Source organism: Phreatobacter oligotrophus (genome assembly GCF_003046185.1).
Taxonomy (GTDB): domain Bacteria; phylum Pseudomonadota; class Alphaproteobacteria; order Rhizobiales; family Phreatobacteraceae; genus Phreatobacter; species Phreatobacter oligotrophus.
Window position 1 is genome coordinate 679,176 of the sequence record NZ_PZZL01000001.1, and the last position, 16,905, is coordinate 696,080.

The window sequence follows — 16,905 nt, forward strand, 5'->3', positions numbered from 1 at the left end:
TCAGGCCGTCATTGACGCGCGGCGCCGCTATTGGACGGAAGCCAACGCGTCGATCCCCGTGCTGCGGCGCAAACTTTTCGGTGGGATACGCATAAATCCGTATGCCACAGCATGGAACCGCCCTCCTAGAGTGCGGTCAGCAGCGGCCCTTTCCAAGACGGCCGCCAGAGGAGAACAACCATGTCGCAACCGTCCACCCTGCGCCGCCTTCTGGCCGGCGCGGCGCTCGGCCTCGGTCTCGCCGTCGCGGGCCCGGCCTTCGCCCAGACCAAGGTCGCCATCGGCATTTCCGGCTGGACCGGCTTCGCGCCCCTGACCCTCGCCAAGGAAGCCGGCATCTTCGCCCGCAACGGCCTCGACGTGACGATCCGCAAGATCCCGCAGGCCAGCCGCCACCTCGCCATCGCCTCCGGCGACATCCAGTGCGCCGCGACGACGGTCGAGACCTGGATCGTCTGGAACGCCAACGGCATCGCCACCACCCAGCTCTTCCAGCTCGACAAGAGCTACGGCGCCGACGGCATGGCCGTGCGCAACGGCATCAACTCGATCCGCGACCTGCGCGGCAAGACGGTCGCCGCCTCGGCGCCGGGCACCGCGCCCTATTTCACCCTCGCCTGGATGCTCCGCGAGAACGGCCTGTCGATCCGCGACGTCACCGTCGTCAACATGGAGCCGGGCCCGGCCGCCCAGGCCTTCGTCGCCGGCCAGAACGATGCGGCCATGACCTACGAGCCGTTCCTGTCCTCGGTGCGCGCCGCCCCGCAGGCCGGCAAGATCATCGCCACCACCCTCGACTATCCGATGGTGATGGACACGTTCGGCTGCACCCCGGCCTTCATCCAGGCCAATGAGGCCGCCGTCCGGGCGCTTGCCAAGAGCTATTTCGAGGCGCTGGAGATGATCAAGACCAACCAGGCCGAGGCCTACCGCATCATGGGCGCCGACGTGCGCCAGACGGCGGAGCAGTTCGGCAACTCGGCCCAGTACCTGCGCTGGCAGGACCAGGCCGCCAACAAGACCTTCTTCGCCGGCGAGTGGCGCACCTTCTCCGAGAAGGCCGCCGACCTGCTGCTGGAGCTCGGCATCATCCGCACCAAGCCGAACTTCGACACCATGGTCGACACGCGCTTCATCCAGTAACGGGCGCGCACGTCGTCCGCGCCCGTCGCGACCGCTGATGCCGTCATGCCCGGCCTTGTGCCGGGCATGACGCGTTCCGTGCCTTGTCTATCTTCCTGGTCCTCCGGATGACCCCATGAAACCCCTCGAGCCCGTATCGCCGACGGCGCGCGTCGTCCTCGGCATCGCCTTCTTCGTGATCTTCTTCGCGGCCTGGGCAGCGGTCACCTTCGGCGGCCTGGTGCCAAAGATCTTCCTCGCCGACCCCGTCACCATGCTGCGCGAGGGCTGGTATCTGCTCACCAACCACGGCTTCCTGGTCGATATCGGCGTGACGGTCTGGCGCGTCGTCGGCGGATTTGTTCTGGCGGCCCTCGTCGCCGTGCCGCTCGGCCTTGCCATGGGCGCCTACAAGCCGGTCGAGGCCTTCTTCGAGCCCTTCGTCTCCTTCGCCCGCTACCTGCCGGCCTCGGCCTTCATCCCGCTGTTCATCCTGTGGGCCGGCGTCGGCGAGAAACAGAAGCTTCTCGTCATCTTCATCGGCTCGGTCTTCCAGATCGTGCTGATGGTGGCTGTGGCGGTCGGTTCCATCCGCCGGGACCTCGTGGAAGCGGCGCTCACCCTCGGCGCGCGTGACCAGGGCATCGTCGCCCGGGTCATGGTGCCCTATGCCGCCCCGCAGATCGCCGAGATCCTGCGCCTCGTCCTCGGCTGGGCCTGGACCTATGTCATCGTCGCCGAGCTTATCGGCTCGTCCTCCGGCATCGGCCACATGATCATCGAAAGCCAGGCGCTGCTCGCCACCGGTCAGATGATCTTCGGCATCATCGTCATCGGCGTCATCGGCCTCATCTCCGACTTCCTGTTCAAGGCCGTGAACCAGAAGCTGTTTCCCTGGAGCACCATATGAGCGGCGTCGTCGTTGCGGGCGTCTCGCGCACCTTTCCGGGCGTGCGCGGGGGCGCTCCCGTCCAGGCGCTCGCGCCGGTCGATCTCACGGTCGCCGAGGGCGATTTCGTCGCCATCCTCGGGCCCTCGGGCTGCGGCAAGTCCACGCTGCTGCGCATCGTCGCCGGGCTCGACCGGCCGACCACGGGCACGGTGACCCTCGACGGCAAGCCGGTCTCAGGCCCGGGCGCTGACCGCGGCATGGTGTTCCAGAGCTACACGCTCTTTCCCTGGCTGACGGTCGCCGAGAACATCGCCTTCGGGCCCCGCGAGAGCGGCACGCCGGCGGCCGAGCGCCGCGCCATCGCCGAGAAGCTGATGGCGCAGGTGGGCCTCACCCAGTTCGCCAACCATTACCCCAAGCAGCTCTCGGGCGGCATGCAGCAGCGCGCCGCGCTCGCCCGGGCGCTCGCCAACGACCCGAAGGTCCTGCTGCTCGACGAGCCCTTCGGCGCGCTCGACCACCAGACCCGCTCGCTGATGCAGGAACTGCTGCTCTCCATCTGGGAAGAGCACCGCAAGACCGTTCTCTTCGTCACCCACGACATCGAAGAAGCGGTGTTCATGGCCAACCGCGTGCTGGTGATGAGCGCGCGCCCCGGCCGCTTCAAGAGCGAGGTCGCGATCCCCTTCGCCCATCCGCGGTCCTACAAGCTGAAGACGACGCCGGAATTCGGCCGGCTCGAGGAGCAACTGACCGAGGACATCCGCTCCGAGACGATCATCGCGGTCCAGGCGGGCTTCTGAGCGGGAGGCGAGCGCTTCAGTCGGCGGCGAGGCGCTTCAGCGCCGCGAGATCGGCGGCGAGGTCGTGGAAGTCGCGGGGCAGCCGGCCCTCCGGCGCCTCGACCTCCGAGAAGTCGAGGGTCGCGAAGACCATGCCGGCCTGCGGCGAGGCGGTGCCGATGGCCATGTGCCAGTCGGGGAAGAGCCTGCGCTGTGCCACCACATGCTCGACAAGCTGCAGGTCGCGGTGGCGGAGGTCGCCGGAGATCACGCCGTAGAGCTGCTCGATGGCATCGAGCGGGCCCTCGATCACCTGGGCGAACCAGGTCCGCGCGCAGACGAGGAACCCGGTGATGCCAAGGGCGGCATTGCGCGGCACCGCCTCGGCCTCGATCGCGGCAAAGGCCGGATGGAAGCCCTCCGCGTCGCAGGGGAGGTCGTGGCGGCTGAAATAGGTCAGCCGCATGAGGCCGGTCGTCTCACCCATGCGCGTCTTTCCGTGTCGTGAAGCTGGGCATCATGCCGGATTGCAGCGCCGTGCCCAGTGTCTTTTGACATGTCACTTGCCCGGCCCCTTGAGGCCGGCCAGCCAGGCGAGGCCCTCGGCGATGAAGCGTCCGTCCATGTCATGCCCGCCGGGATGGGTGCAGAAGGAGAGCCCACCGCTGCGGCAGCCGCGCCAGGTCGTGCAGGTCTCGGCCTCTGTCTCCGCCACCTCCGGCACCGCCGCGCATTGATTGGTGACGAGGGCGGTCGCAAGGCTCGCCCGCATGTCGCCCTGCCGCACGCCGCCGGACAGCGCCCGCCCGGCCAGCGGAACGGTGCGATCCGCGCGGCCATGGACATGGCGGATGGCGACGGGCCCGCCCGGGCATGGCCCTTCCGGCACCGGGTGCCACAGGCCGCCGGCAATGGGCAGGAAGCCGGTGAAACGCCCGGGCCTGTCGCAGGCCAGCGTCCAGGTGAGGAAGGCGCCGGCCGAGAACCCGCTGGCGACCACCCGGGTCGGGTCGACGGGGTGGTGGGCCATGACGTCCTCCACCACCGCCGCGGCAAAGGCGAGGTCGTCGCGCGGCCGCGGGCCGCCCGGGCGCACGTACCAGCGCGCCTCGAGCCCTGCGGGAACGGCGAGGATGATGCCTTCCTTCTCCACCAGGCCGATCATGTCGGCGCGCGACAGGACCAGGGCCGGGCTTTCGCCAAGGCCGTGGAAGAAGACGACCAGGGGGAGGGGCCGCCGGCCGTCCCAGCCGGAGGGCACGGCGAGGGCATAGGTGCCGCCGGACACCGCGCAGGGCGCGGCGGGCGGGCAGGCCTCCGCCGCGCGGGCGGCGGGAGCGGCGGCGAGGGCCGCGACGGCAAGGGCGATCGCGGCAGGGCGCAAGCGGGGCTCCGGCAAAGGTGTCGCGGCAGTCTCGCCTGCCGCGACCGTCACCGGAAGCCCCCGCCGATCACGCCTCCTTGAAGCCGTAGTCGGGGATGCCCTGCTCGTTGCCGTAATATTTGAAGGGCAGGAACTTGCCGGACATGGTGATCTTCACCCGGTCGCCCTTGGGGTTCGGCTCGCGCTCGAACTCCATGTTGAAGTCGATGGCCGACATGATGCCGTCGCCGAACTCCTCCTCGATGATCGCCTTCCAGGCCGGGCCGTTGACGAGGACCAGCTCGTAGAAGCGGTAGATCAGCGGATCGGTCGGCGGCATGGAGGTGCCGGTGCCGCGATAGGGCACCTCGTTGAGCATGGCCTCCTCGGCGCTGGTGAGGCCGAACAGGGCGGCGGCCTTCTTCGCCAGCGGCTTCACCAGCTTGTGCTGGCCGAGCAGCGCGCCGATCACCAGGACCGGCGACATGCCGCCGATCTCGTCGGTGATGTGCTTCCAGGTCCAGCCCTTCTCGCGCTTGATGTCGAGGATCTTTTCCGTGAGCTCTTCGCGGATCATCGTCCGTCTCCTTAGGGATTGCTCGGGGTTTCGGGGGTGGTCGTCAGACGGCGCGCGCCAGCGGCGGCGTCGGATCGGGGGCGCCGGGAGTGACCAGCGGCGGCGAGCGGCGGTTCCACACCTTGCCGGGGGTGGCGAGTTCGGCGGCAAAGCTCTTCGAGCGCGTCACCAGGAAGTCGATGATGTGGTTGCGCACGGGATAGAAGGCCGGGTGCTTGTGCACGTCGTGGCGCGAACGATCAGCCGGCAAAGGATTGACGACGATCTCGGCGATGCGGGCATCCGGGCCGTTGGTCATCAGCACGATCTTGTCGGCGAGATAGATCGCCTCGTCGACGTCGTGGGTGATCATGAAGACGGTCTGGCCGGTGGTGCGGCACAGGCCGCGGACCTCGTCCTGCAGCGTGCCGCGGGTCAGCGCGTCGAGCGCCGAGAAGGGCTCGTCCATCAGCATGATCTTCGGCTCGATGGACAGCGCCCGGGCAATGCCCACGCGCTGCTTCATGCCACCGGAGAGCTGCGAGGGCTTCTTCATCTCGGCTCCCGCAAGGCCCACCGTGGCGATGGCCTTGCGGGCGTGCTCCTCGACCTTCGCCTTCGGCCAGTCGCGCCACTTAGAGGCGACGGCATAGGCGACATTGCCGAGCACGGTGCGCCAGGGCAGCAGGCCGTGGCTCTGGAAGATGACGGCGCGGTCGAGGCTCGGGCCCTCGATGGCCTTGCCGTCGATGATGACGGCGCCCTCGGTCGGCTCGTCGAGCCCGGCGAGGATGTTCAGCACCGTCGTCTTGCCGCAGCCGGAATGGCCGATGACGCAGACGAACTCGCCGCGCTCCATGCCGAACCACAGGTCCTCGAAGATGGTGGTCTTGCCGCCCTCGGGGGCGGGGAAGCGGCGGGCAATGCCCTCGATGGAAATGTAGGACGAGGCCACGCGCGTCACTCCTGATAGGTCACGAGGCGGGTGAGGCGGGCGAGGATCTGGTCCAGCGCCATGCCGACGAGGCCGATCAGCAGGATGGCCGTGATGATGTCGGTCAGCGACAGGTTGTTCCACTGGTTCCAGACGAAGTAGCCGATGCCTGTGCCGCCCACGAGCATCTCGGCCGCGACGATGACCAGCCAGGCGATGCCGACCGAGATGCGCATGCCGGTGAGGATGGTGGGCGCGGCGGCCGGCAGGATCACCGTGAAGGCCTTGCGCACCGGCCCGACCTCCAGCGTGCGTGCGACGTTGAGCCAGTCCTTGCGGACCGAGGCGACGCCGAAGGCCGTGTTGATCAGCATCGGCCAGAGCGAGCAGATGAAGATCACGAAGATCGAGGAGAGCGAGGAATCCTTGATCGTGTAGAGGGCGAGCGGCATCCAGGCGAGCGGCGAGATGGGCTTCATCACCTGGATGAAGGGATCGAGCGCCCGGTAGACCAGCGGCGACATGCCGATCAGGAAGCCGAGCGGCACCGCCACCGCCACGGCGATGCCGAAGCCGAGCAGCACGCGGGCGAGCGAATAGGCGAGCTGGATGCCGATGCCCATGTCATTCGTGCCGCGCACATAGAACGGGTCGGAGAGGTGCTTCCAGATCGCCTTGCCGACATCGATCGGGCCGGGCATCGGTGTCTGGCCGCCGGTCGCGGCGGCAGCGCCCACGAGCTTGGCATATTCCGGGTCGACCGCCTGGCCGCCCGCGCCGCCGCCGCTGACGGCGACATGCCAGGCGGCGAGGAAGACGCCGAGGATGACGAGGGAGAGGACGAGGGCGCGAAGGCCGATCGAGCGCGTCATGGCCGGACCTCGAAGGTGGGAAGGACAGGTGTCACAGGCCGAGCTCCGTCAGGCCGGGGAAGTCGGCGGGGCGGATGCCGAGCGGCCAGGTGAAGCGGCGCTCGGCCTCCGTGATGGGGACGTCGTTGATGCTCGCCTCGCGCCGCTCCATGTAGCCGTCGGCGTCGAACTGCCATTGCTCGTTGCCGTAGGAGCGGAACCACTGCCCCGCGCCGTCGTGCCACTCGTACTGGAAGCGCACGGCGATGCGGATCTCGTGGAACGCCCAGAGCTCCTTGATCAGCCGATAATCCTGCTCCTTCGCCCATTTGGCGGCGAGGAAGGCGCGGATCGCCGGCCGTCCCGCGAAGAACTCCGAGCGGTTCCGCCAGGTGCTGCCCTCGGTATAGGCAAGCGCCACCCGGTCGGGGTCGCGGGTGTTCCACGCGTCCTCTGCGGCGCGCACTTTCTGGCGCGCCGTCTCGAGGGTGAACGGCGGGATGGGAGGCCGGGTCATGGTGGCTCCGATGGCGGTCTGCCGCCGCCTCAGCTGCGCTTGATGGCGAAGGAGGAGATGTATTCCTCGGGCTTGGCCGGATCGAAGGCCTTGCCCATCACCGAGAAGCTCTTGCTGGCGGTGGCGGGCGGGGTCAGGCCGAGCTCGCGCATCATCGCGGCGGCATCGGTGGCGAGGAAGACCTGGCGGGCAATGCCATTGTAGTCGACGTCGCCGCGGATCTGGCCCCAGCGCTTCATCTGGGTGAGGATCCACACCGCGAAGCTCTCCCACGGGAACGGGTCGAACTGGATGCGGTTCGGGTCGCGCTTCACCTGGCCGAGGCCGTCCGCATAGGTGCCGGTGAGGATCTGCTCCAGCACCGTGACCGGCTGGTTGAGATAGTTCGGCGCGGCGATGGCGGTCGCGATCTCGCGCCGGTTCTCCGGCTTCTGGGCATGGGCCGTGGCGTCGATGATCGCCTTGAGCAGAGCGCGATAGGTGTTCGGCATGGTGGTGACGAACTCGCGGCTCGCCGCGAAGGCGCAGCAGGGGTGGCCGTCCCACAGCTCCTTGGAGAGGATGTGGATGAAGCCGACGCCGTCGAAGACCGCGCGCTGGTTGAACGGGTCGGGGCCGAGGAAGCCGTCGATATTGTCGGCGCGCAGGTTGGCGACCATTTCCGGCGGCGGCACGGCGCGGATCTGCACGTCGCGGTCCGGATCGAGGCCGGCCTCGGCGAGGTAGTAGCGCAGCAGGTAATTGTGGATCGAGAAGTCGAAGGGCACGGCGAAGCGGAAGCCCTTCCAGTCCTTCGGATCGCGCTTGTCCTTGTGCTTGTTGGCAAGCGTGATGGCCTGGCCGTTGATGTTCTCGATCGCCGAGACCGAATAGGGGATCGGGTTCGAGCCGACGCCCATGGTGATGGCGATCGGCATCGGCGCCAGCATGTGGGCGGCGTCATATTCCTTGTTCAGGGTCTTGTCGCGGATGACCGCCCACCCGGCGGTGCGCACCACTTCGACGTTGAGGCCGTGCTTCGAATAGAAGCCCAGCGGATGGGCCATGATGATGGGCGTGGCGCAGGTGATGGGGATGAAGCCGACCTTGAGGTCCTTCTTCTCGATCGGGCCGGTCTGGGCAAGGGCTTCCGTCGCCGCGCCGATGGGGAAGAAGCTGGCAATGGCGGCGGCAGCGGTGGAGGCGCCGACCGTCTTCAGGAAGGCGCGGCGATGGGTGTCGTTCGGAAACAGCGCGCGCATCACCGCCTGCTCGACGACGCGGCGGTAGCGGCTTTCCTCGCCCGCTGCCTCGACGGCGGTCGCCTCGGCGCGGATGGACGCCTCATGTTCGGCATCGGAGGCATGGCGGCCGCAGGCGCAGCCTTTCAGGAAACGCTTCGCGGCATTGAACGGATTGTCGAACAGGGCCATGGGGTCATCCTTCGGGGTTGCGGTGGACGGCGATCGCCAGGAGGAGCTTGCAAGGGCGGGGCCAAATCGGCCGTGGCGACCCAAAGCCGCAGAACCGCTGGATGGGCGCTACGAATGGCCAATTACGAAAAATCGTCATTGACGAAGTCTCGTCGGTACTCTCACGATATGTCGTGACATCCGGAGACCCGCCGTGATCCCGACCGCATCACCTGCCGGCGCCGCCTTCACCGCGCTTCCCGAAGCCGCGCTGGTCATCGATCCGCGCTCGGCGGCCATCGTCGACGCCAACCCGGCGGCCGAGCGCCTTCTCGGCTATCCCGCCGCCGCGCTGCGGGCGCTGCGCATCACCGACCTGCACCGCGGCCAGCGGCCGGCCCTGGTCGTCTTCACCGAGGAGGTCCTCTACCGGGGCGTTGCCCATACCCGCAGCCTGTCGCCGCTGAAGGCCGGCGGCGGCACGCTGCGCGTCGAATATGCCGGCACGGTGCTGCGGGCGGGCGCCGAGCCGCTGGTCCTGCTGACGATGGTCGATCTCGAGGCCCGCCACCGCCGCGACATCGACGCCGATGCCGACGGTACGCTCCGCCAGGGCATCGACGAGTGGAAGCGCGTCGAGCGCCTCTTCCACACCATCGAGAAGGAGAACCAGCTGATCCTCAAGGCGGCAGGCGAGGGGATCTATGGCGTCAATGCCGACGGCAAGACCACCTTTGTCAACCCGGCGGCCGAGGCCCTGCTTGGCTGGACGGCCGAGGAACTGGTCGGCAAGGACATGCACTCGCTCGTCCATCACCACCGCGCCGATGGCTCGCCCTATCCGAACCAGGCCTGTCCGATCTACGCCGCCTTCCGCAATGGCGCGGTGCAGACCGTCACCGACGAGGTCTTCTGGAAAAAGGACGGCACGCCGCTCTGGGTCGAATATACCTCGACCCCCATCCGCGAACGCGGCGCCATCATCGGCGCGGTCATCGTCTTCCGCGATGTCAGCCAGCGCCGCGAGGCCGAGGAGAAGCTGCGCCAGGCGCTCGCCGAGGTCGACAGCCTGCGCGAGCGGCTGGAGCGCGAGAACGCCTATCTCCAGGAGGAAATCCGCCTCGAGAGCAATCACCGCGGCATCATCGGCCGCTCCTCCGCCATCCAGAAGGTGCAGCGGCAGATCGATCTCGTCGCCCCGACCGATGCGACCGTCCTCGTCACCGGCGAGTCCGGGACCGGCAAGGAGCTGATCGGCCGCGCCATCCATGAGGCCAGCGCCCGCCGCGACCGCCCGCTCATCCGCGTCAACTGCGCCGCCATCCCGCGCGAACTCTTCGAGAGCGAGTTCTTCGGCCATGTCCGGGGCGCCTTCACCGGCGCGCTGCGCGACCGCATCGGCCGCTTCGAGCTCGCCGATGGCGGCACGCTCTTTCTCGACGAGGTCGGCGAGATCCCGCTGGAACTGCAGGGCAAGCTGCTGCGCATCCTGCAGGAGGGGCAGTTCGAGCGCGTCGGCGAGGAGCGCACGCGCACGGTCGACGTCCGCGTCATTGCCGCGACCAACCGCGACCTGCGGGCCGAGGTGAGGGCAGGGCGCTTCCGCGAGGACCTCTATTTCCGCCTCGACGTCTTCCCCATCCATTCGGCGCCCCTGCGCGAGCGCATCGAGGATGTGGCGCCGCTCGCCCTCCACTTCCTCCGCCATGCCGAACGCAAGCTGAAGGTTTCGGGCCTCGGCCTGTCGGAGGGCGATGTGAGGCGGCTTGCCGCCTATGACTGGCCCGGCAATGTCCGCGAATTGCAGAATGTCATCGAGCGCGCCGCGATCCTCGCCCGCAACGGCCGCCTGACCATCGACCTGCCGGGAACCGCACCCCGTCCCACGGCTCCCGAGCCGATCGTGCTGCCCGCCGATGGTCTCCTCACCGAGGAGGAGCGACGCCAGCGCGACCGGCGCAGCCTCATGGCAGCGCTGGACCTTGCCGGCGGCAAGATCTCCGGTCCCGGTGGCGCGGCGGAGCGGCTCGGCGTCAGGCCGACGACCTTCGCCTCGCGCCTCAAGGCCCATGGTCTCGACCCGCGGGCCTGGCGCAGCACGTCCCGTCCGTCCCCCTGATCGGCCACGCTACCCGCAGGGGTTGCTGCGGCGGATCGCCGCAACGCATGCGGCCGCCTCCCGGCCGGGTCTGCCGGCCTGCGGCGCGTCGCCTCATCCTTGTGCACAGTGCCGGCTCTGCAACGGTGTGATGACACCGTGAATCCCGGCCTTTCCGGCGTCGCGTGACGCCAGAAGCGGCAGGCCACCCGGTACGGTGCCACCGATCAGCGCAGCTGATGCAAATTGTCACAGAGATTGATGGTCCCGTTGAAAAGCCGGCCGCCATTTGCAGACCTTTGCGCAGCTTCCGGGACGCACCGGTGGCCAACGATCGTCCCGCCGATGCCGCGTCCGGCGCGCGGGACCTCATCAGGAGAGTTGGGAATGATAAGGAACTTCGTCCTGGCGGGCCTTGCGGCCTCCGCCCTCGTCTTCGGCCCGACGGCCGCCGAGGCCGGCCGCGATCTGGACGCCATCAAGGCCCGCGGCACCATCCGCTGCGGCGTGCAGGGCCCGTCCAACCCCGGCTTCGGCGTGCCGAACGCCCAGGGCGTCTGGGGCGGCTTCAACGTCGAGATCTGCCGCGCCGTCGCCATCACCATCTTCAACGACCCGAACAAGGTCGAGTTCGTTCCGGTGACGACCCAGTCGCGCTTCCCGGCGCTGACCAATGGCGAGGTCGACATCCTCTCCAACAACTCGACCTGGACGCTGACCCGCGACACCGGTGTCAACCGCTTCAACTTCCCGGCCATCGTCTTCTATGACGGCCAGTCCGTGATGGTGCCGCGCCGCCTCAACGTCACCTCCGCCAAGCAGCTCAACGGCGCCACCGTCTGCGTCCAGCCCGGCACCACCACCGAGCTCAACCTCGCGGACTATTTCCGCCAGAACAACATGACCTTCCGCCCGGTGGTCATCGAGGCGCTCGACGAGCTGCGCCGCGCCTACGACCAGGGCCGCTGCGACGTCTTCACCAACGACTTCGCCGCGCTCGCCGCTGCCCGCGTGCTGCTCACCAATCCGCGCGATCACGTGATCCTGCCGGAGCGCATGTCGAAGGAGCCGCTCTCGCCGGTCGTCCGCCAGGGTGACGAGGAGCTCACCAACATCGTCGCCTGGACCGTCTTCGGCCTGATCGACGCCGAGGAGTTCGGCATCACCCAGGCTAACGTCGACCAGATGGCCACCACCGCCACCGATCCGCGCATCCGTCGCCTGCTCGGCACCGAGCCGGGCATGAGCGCCGCCCTCGGCGCCGCCGATCCCGGCTACATGCGCGCCATCATCAAGGCCTTCGGCAATTACGGCGAGATCTTCGAGCGTCATCTCGGCCCGAACACGCCCCTCGGCCTGGAGCGCGGCCTGAACCGCACCTGGACCAACGGCGGCCTGCTCTACGCCCCGCCGGCCCGCTGATCGCGCCTCATATGACCGTCGGCCCCGGGGCGCGCCATGCGCCCCGGGGTTCGCCATACCGGGCACGGGATTTGCGAAGCCCCGTCGCCATCCGCCGCCGCCCCGGGACAGTGCCATGACCACAACCGACCGCCCGACTGCGCCGAAAACGGCGTTCTGGAACGATCCCGTCAAGCGCGGGCTCGCCCTGCAGACCGGGCTCGTGGTCTTCGTCGTGATGGTCGTCTGGGCCGCCTTCAACAACATGTCGGCCAACATGCTGGCCCGCGGTCTCGCCTTCGGCTGGGACTATCTGGGACGGCAGGCGAATTTCGCCATCGGCGAGGGGCTCATCAGCTTCGCGCCCACCGACACCTATGGGCGCGCCGTCCTCGTCGGCCTGCTCAACACGCTCCGCATCGCCGTCGTCGGCATCGTGCTCGCGACCCTGCTCGGCGTCGCGGTGGGCGTCATGCGCCTGTCCTCCAATCCGCTGCTCGCGCGCATCGTGGCCGGCTATGTCGAGGTCGTGCGCAACACGCCGCTGCTGCTGCAGCTCTTCCTCTGGTACGCCATCATCAACGCCTTGCCCGGTCCGCGTCAGGCCCTGCCGGTGGGTCCCGGCATGTTCCTGTCGAACCGCGGCATGAAGATGCCCTGGGTCGAGTGGTCGCCGGCGCTGTGGCCGGCCATCTGGGCCCTCGTCGCTGGCCTTGTCGCCAGCATCGTCGCGGCCAAGGCCCTGAAGCGCCGCCGCGAGGCGACGGGCGACGCGCCGCCGCTGCTGCCCATCGCCGCCGGCCTGATCATCGGCCTGCCCTTCCTCGCCCTCGCCGCGCAGGGCTTCCCCGCAACGCTCTCGGTGCCGGTCCTGCAGGGCTTCAACTTCTCCGGCGGCGTCGAGCTCTCGCCCGAATTCGTCGCCCTGCTGCTCGGCCTCGTGCTCTACACCGCCGCCTTCATCGCCGAGATCGTCCGCGGCGGCATCGTCTCGGTGTCGAAGGGCCAGTGGGAGGCCGCCAATGCCCTGGGCCTGCCGGCGCCGCGCATCATGCGCCTCGTCATCCTGCCGCAGGCGCTGCGGGTCATCATCCCGCCGCTGACCAGCCAGTATCTCAACCTCACGAAGAACTCGTCGCTGGCGGTGGCGATCGGCTACCCTGACCTCGTCCACGTCTCCAACACGACGATGAACCAGACCGGCCGTGCCGTGGAGGTGATCCTCGTCTTCGCGGTGGTCTACCTGACCATCTCCCTTGTCACCTCGGCCTTCATGAACTGGTACAACGGCCGCGTCGCGATCCGGGAGCGCTGACCCATGAACCCTCCCGTCGCCCCCGCCACCTTTACCGCCTTCGTCGCCAGCGAGCGCCTGGCCGACCTGAAGCCCCCGGCGAGCGTCCGGCCCTCCTGGCCGGTCGCACTGCTGCGCACCTATTTCGGCACGCCCGGCAACGCCGTCATCACGATCGTCTGCCTCGGGCTCCTCGCCTGGCTGCTGCCGCCCTTCCTCTCCTGGGCGCTGTTCAACGCCACCTTCGTCGGCACCGCCGCCCAGTGCCGCGAGGCGGGCGGCGCCTGCTGGGCCTTCATCGGCGAGAAGTTCTGGTTCTCGGTCTTCGGCCTCTATCCCTTCGAGCAGCGCTGGCGGCCCGCGACCGTCCTGGTGATCTTCGCTGCGATGGTCGCGCTGTCGACGCAGCGCGTCTTCTGGCGGCGCGAACTCGTCTATGGCTGGGTCGGCGTGCTTGGCGTGATGTGGGGCCTGATGGGCGGCTCCGTCCTCGGCATCCGCATTCCCGGCCTCGAGCCGGTGGCGACGCGGCTGTGGGGCGGCTGGCTCGTCACCATCTTCCTTTCGGTCTTCGGCCTCGCCATGGCCTATCCGATCGGCATCATGCTGGCGCTGGGCCGCCGCTCGAAGCGGCCGATCGTGCGCGCGCTGTCGGTGGCCTGGATCGAGTTCATCCGCGGCGTGCCGCTGATCTCGCTCCTCTTCATCGCCACCTTCATCGTGCCGCTCTTCATGCCGCAGGGCGTCGAGATCGACCGGCTGATCCGCGCCCAGATCGCCTTCATCGTCTTCGCCGCGGCCTACATGGCCGAGGTCTTCCGCGGTGGCCTGCAGGCGATCCCCAAGGGACAGTTCGAGGGCGCCGCCTCCGTCGGCCTGAACTATGCGCAGACCATGCGCTTCATCATCCTGCCGCAGGCGCTGAAGATCACCATTCCCGCCCAGGTCAACACCTTCATCGGCCTGTTCAAGGACACGACGCTGGTGCTGATCATCGGCATCTTCGACTTCTTCACGACGCTGCGCTCGGCGCTCGGCGATTCCAACTGGCTGGGCTTCGCGACGGAGGCCTATCTCTATGCCGCCTTCGTCTATTTCGTCGCCTGCTACACGATGAGCCGCTACTCCCAGCGCCTCGAACGCGATCTCAGCCCGGAAAAAGTGCGCTGACCTCGCGTCACAACCAGCCCCGGCGCATGGCAGCTTGCCATCACCGGGTCTGCCCAATCTCGCGCCTTGACCCTTTGATGAGCAACCGCTCCAGTCTCGCCGGGCGGGTCGCGCAGCACAGGGCAGGGGGTCCGGGTGAGGGCATTGAGCATCGGCGTCGTGGGCCTCGGGCGCATGGGCCTTGGCATGGCCGCGAATGGCGTGGCCAAGGGTTTCCGCACCTATGGCAGCGATCCCTCGCCTGACCGGGTGGCCCTGGCGGAGGCGAAGGGCGTCATCGCCCTCGGCCTCGCCGATCTCTTCGCAGCCAGCGACGTGGTCATCGCCTCGCTGCCCACGGCCGATGTGGTGGCGAAGGTCGTCGAGGCGCCCGATGGTTTCCTCGCGAAAGCACCAAAGGGCGCGGTCTTCGTCGATACCTCGACCTCGGAGGCCGGCGTTTCCCGCCGCCTTGCGGCCCTCGCGGCCGAGAAGGGGCTTGGCTTCATCGATGCACCTGTCTCGGGCGGCCCAGCGGGCGCCGAGGCCGGCACGCTCACCATGATGATCGGCGGCGAGGCTGGTCACCTCGCCCGCGCCATGCCGGTGCTGGAGGCCATCAGCGCCAAGCGGCTTCATGTTGGCGGTCCCGGCGCCGGCAATGTCGCCAAGCTCGTCAACAATCTCCTCGTGGGCGCCCATCTGCTCACCGTGTCCGAAGCCGTGCGCCTGTCGGAGGCCGCCGGCGTTCCCGCGGCGGACGTGCTGGCTGTGGTCAATGCCGCCTCCGGCCGCTCGGCGGTCTCGGAGGTCAACTATCCCCGCTGGGTGCTGAACGGCGCCTTCGATTCCGGCTTCACCATGGGCCTGATGCGCAAGGACGTGCGCCTCGCGGCGGCGCTCGCCGCGGAGGTTGGCGCTGATCTTCCAGTCAGCGAACTCGTGGCCCGCATCTGGGCGGACAGCGCCGCTCGCCTCGCCGATGGCGAGGATTTCAACCGCATCGTCGAGGACAAGACGGCCCCATGACGCTCCATCATCGTCCCGACACCGCTGCCCGCGTCGCGGCGCTCTTCGCCTCCCTCGTGCCGGGCGGGGTCATCGGCTCGCGCATCGCCGGCGAAACCGTGGTCGGCACCGGTGAGGCCATCACCCTCGTCGATCCGGTTACGGCCAAGCCCTTCGCCAGCTTCCGCGATGGTGGCGAGAGCGCCGCCGCGCAGGCGCTGGAGGCAACCGTGCCGGCCTTCGCCGCGTGGGGCGCCATGCCGGCCTCTGCGCGCGGCCGCGTCATCTGGGCCATCGGGCAGGGGGTGCGGGCCAAGGCGGGGGCCCTCGCCGAACTGGAGACGCTCGCCTCCGGCAAGCCGATCCGCGACACCCGCGTCGAGGTCGCGAAGGTCGCCGAGATGTTCGAGTACTATGCCGGCTGGGCCGACAAGCTCCACGGCGATGTCATTCCGGTGCCGACCTCGCACCTCAACTATGTCCGGCGCGAGCCCTTTGGCGCGGTGGTGCAGATCACCCCCTGGAATGCGCCGATCTTCACCGCCGGCTGGCAGATCGCCCCGGCCATCGCCGCCGGCAATGCGGTCGTGCTGAAGCCCTCGGAGCTGACGCCCTTCACCTCGCTGGCCCTCGCGGTCATCTGCGAGGAGGCCGGCGTGCCGAAGGGCCTGGTCAACGTCCTGGCGGGGCTTGGCGCCACGACGGGCGCTGCGGCCGTCGCCCATCCGCTGACCCGGCTCGTCGTCTTCGTCGGATCGCGCGAGACCGGCGCCCGCATCGCCGCCACCGCGGCGAAGCGCGTGGTGCCGACCCTGCTGGAGCTCGGCGGCAAGTCCGCCAACATCGTCTTTCCCGATGCCGATCTCGACCGCGCCGTGCTGGGGGCGCAGGCCGCCATCTTCTCCGGCGCCGGCCAGTCCTGCGTCGCCGGCTCGCGCCTCCTCGTCCACCGCTCCATCCACGCCGAATTCGTCGAGCGCCTGGCGAAGGCCGCTCCGCGCATTCCGGTCGGTGATCCTCTGGATGAGGCAACCCAGATCGGCCCCATCGTCCATGGCGGCCAATGGTCGAAGATCGACGGCATGGTGCAGGCGGGCATCGGCGAGGGCGCCGTGGTCGCGGCCGGCGGTGGCCGTCCTGAAGGAAGCGGGGAGGGCTTCTTCTACGCGCCGACCGTGCTCGACCGCGTGACGCCCACCATGGAGATCGCCCGCGAGGAGGTTTTTGGCCCGGTCGTGGCGGTGACGCCCTTCGACTGCGAGGAGGCGGCCGTGACGCTCGCCAATGCCACGGATTATGGCCTCGCGGGCGCGGTCTGGACCCGCGATGTCGGGCGCGCCCACCGCGTCGCCGCCAAGGTGCGCGCCGGCACCTTCTGGATCAATTCCTACAAGACCATCAACGTGATGAGCCCCTTCGGCGGCTTCGGCCAGTCCGGCTATGGCCGCTCGTCCGGCCTTGAGGCGCTGCACGCCTACACCACGACGAAAAGCGTCTGGGTGGAGACGGCCGAGGCGCCGGCCGTCGGCTTCGGCTATGCGGGGTAA

The 16,905-nt window shown here is 68.8% G+C and carries 15 protein-coding genes and 1 pseudogene; 9 read left to right on the top strand and 7 right to left on the bottom strand.

All coding sequences use genetic code 11. The features are described from left to right. The first annotated feature begins 180 nt into the window (after positions 1 to 180). The 3 genes from C8P69_RS03435 to C8P69_RS03445 all read left to right on the top strand — a co-directional run bounded on the left by C8P69_RS03435 (position 181) and on the right by C8P69_RS03445 (position 2,817). Positions 181 to 1,143, top strand: a complete 963-nt coding sequence (locus C8P69_RS03435) for an ABC transporter substrate-binding protein (RefSeq protein ID WP_108174441.1) — start codon at positions 181 to 183, stop codon at positions 1,141 to 1,143. 115 nt (positions 1,144 to 1,258) lie between these two features. Then, positions 1,259 to 2,032: an ABC transporter permease gene (locus C8P69_RS03440; RefSeq protein ID WP_108174442.1), complete on the top strand. Its 774-nt coding sequence runs from the start codon at positions 1,259 to 1,261 to the stop codon at positions 2,030 to 2,032. Beyond that, positions 2,029 to 2,817, top strand: coding sequence for an ABC transporter ATP-binding protein (locus C8P69_RS03445; RefSeq protein ID WP_108174443.1), 789 nt, complete (start codon positions 2,029 to 2,031; stop codon positions 2,815 to 2,817). Before C8P69_RS03440 ends, C8P69_RS03445 begins: the two co-directional genes overlap by 4 nt. A gap of 16 nt (positions 2,818 to 2,833) precedes the next feature. On the opposite strand, the gene C8P69_RS03450 is transcribed toward C8P69_RS03445, so the two are convergent. The 7 genes from C8P69_RS03450 to C8P69_RS03480 form a co-directional block, all read right to left on the bottom strand. Next, positions 2,834 to 3,283 carry a BLUF domain-containing protein gene (locus tag C8P69_RS03450; protein WP_108174444.1) on the bottom strand — a complete coding sequence of 150 codons (450 nt, stop codon included), beginning with the start codon at positions 3,281 to 3,283 and terminating at the stop codon, positions 2,834 to 2,836. A gap of 72 nt (positions 3,284 to 3,355) precedes the next feature. Further along, entirely contained in the window at positions 3,356 to 4,180 is an 825-nt protein-coding gene (locus C8P69_RS03455) for a CE1 family esterase (protein WP_170118103.1), read from the bottom strand. Between the two features lie 67 nt (positions 4,181 to 4,247). Beyond that, entirely contained in the window at positions 4,248 to 4,736 is a 489-nt protein-coding gene (gene cynS / locus C8P69_RS03460) for a cyanase (protein ID WP_108174446.1), read from the bottom strand. Between the two features lie 43 nt (positions 4,737 to 4,779). Next, positions 4,780 to 5,670, bottom strand: coding sequence for an ABC transporter ATP-binding protein (locus C8P69_RS03465; RefSeq protein WP_108174447.1), 891 nt, complete (start codon positions 5,668 to 5,670; stop codon positions 4,780 to 4,782). Positions 5,671 to 5,675: 5 nt separating this feature from the next. Next, positions 5,676 to 6,521 (bottom strand): nitrate ABC transporter permease, encoded by an 846-nt coding sequence (gene ntrB, locus C8P69_RS03470; protein WP_108174448.1) that lies wholly within the window; start codon positions 6,519 to 6,521, stop codon positions 5,676 to 5,678. A 31-nt stretch (positions 6,522 to 6,552) separates the two neighbouring features. Further along, on the bottom strand, positions 6,553 to 7,017 hold the full coding sequence (locus C8P69_RS03475; RefSeq protein WP_108174449.1) for a nuclear transport factor 2 family protein: 465 nt from the start codon (positions 7,015 to 7,017) through the stop codon (positions 6,553 to 6,555). 29 nt (positions 7,018 to 7,046) lie between these two features. Next, positions 7,047 to 8,429, bottom strand: coding sequence for a CmpA/NrtA family ABC transporter substrate-binding protein (locus C8P69_RS03480; RefSeq protein ID WP_108174450.1), 1,383 nt, complete (start codon positions 8,427 to 8,429; stop codon positions 7,047 to 7,049). A 193-nt stretch (positions 8,430 to 8,622) separates the two neighbouring features. On the opposite strand from C8P69_RS03480, the gene C8P69_RS03485 reads away from it, so the two are divergent. The 6 genes and pseudogenes from C8P69_RS03485 (at position 8,623) to C8P69_RS03510 (ending at position 16,905) form a co-directional block, all read left to right on the top strand. Then, positions 8,623 to 10,527, top strand: coding sequence for a sigma 54-interacting transcriptional regulator (locus C8P69_RS03485; protein WP_245901841.1), 1,905 nt, complete (start codon positions 8,623 to 8,625; stop codon positions 10,525 to 10,527). 366 nt (positions 10,528 to 10,893) lie between these two features. Beyond that, a complete protein-coding gene (locus C8P69_RS03490) occupies positions 10,894 to 11,928 on the top strand; it encodes an amino acid ABC transporter substrate-binding protein (protein WP_108174452.1) in 1,035 nt (344 codons plus the stop codon). 115 nt (positions 11,929 to 12,043) lie between these two features. Further along, positions 12,044 to 13,222 carry an amino acid ABC transporter permease gene (locus tag C8P69_RS03495; RefSeq protein ID WP_108174453.1) on the top strand — a complete coding sequence of 393 codons (1,179 nt, stop codon included), beginning with the start codon at positions 12,044 to 12,046 and terminating at the stop codon, positions 13,220 to 13,222. A 3-nt stretch (positions 13,223 to 13,225) separates the two neighbouring features. Continuing rightward, complete coding sequence (locus C8P69_RS03500) at positions 13,226 to 14,371, top strand: amino acid ABC transporter permease (protein ID WP_108174454.1); 1,146 nt, start codon at positions 13,226 to 13,228, stop codon at positions 14,369 to 14,371. 126 nt (positions 14,372 to 14,497) lie between these two features. Then, positions 14,498 to 15,379, top strand: a pseudogene (locus tag C8P69_RS03505) (NAD(P)-dependent oxidoreductase); the annotation flags it as partial. Beyond that, on the top strand, positions 15,376 to 16,905 hold the full coding sequence (locus C8P69_RS03510; RefSeq protein ID WP_108174456.1) for an aldehyde dehydrogenase family protein: 1,530 nt from the start codon (positions 15,376 to 15,378) through the stop codon (positions 16,903 to 16,905). The pseudogene C8P69_RS03505 and the gene C8P69_RS03510, both read left to right, overlap by 4 nt.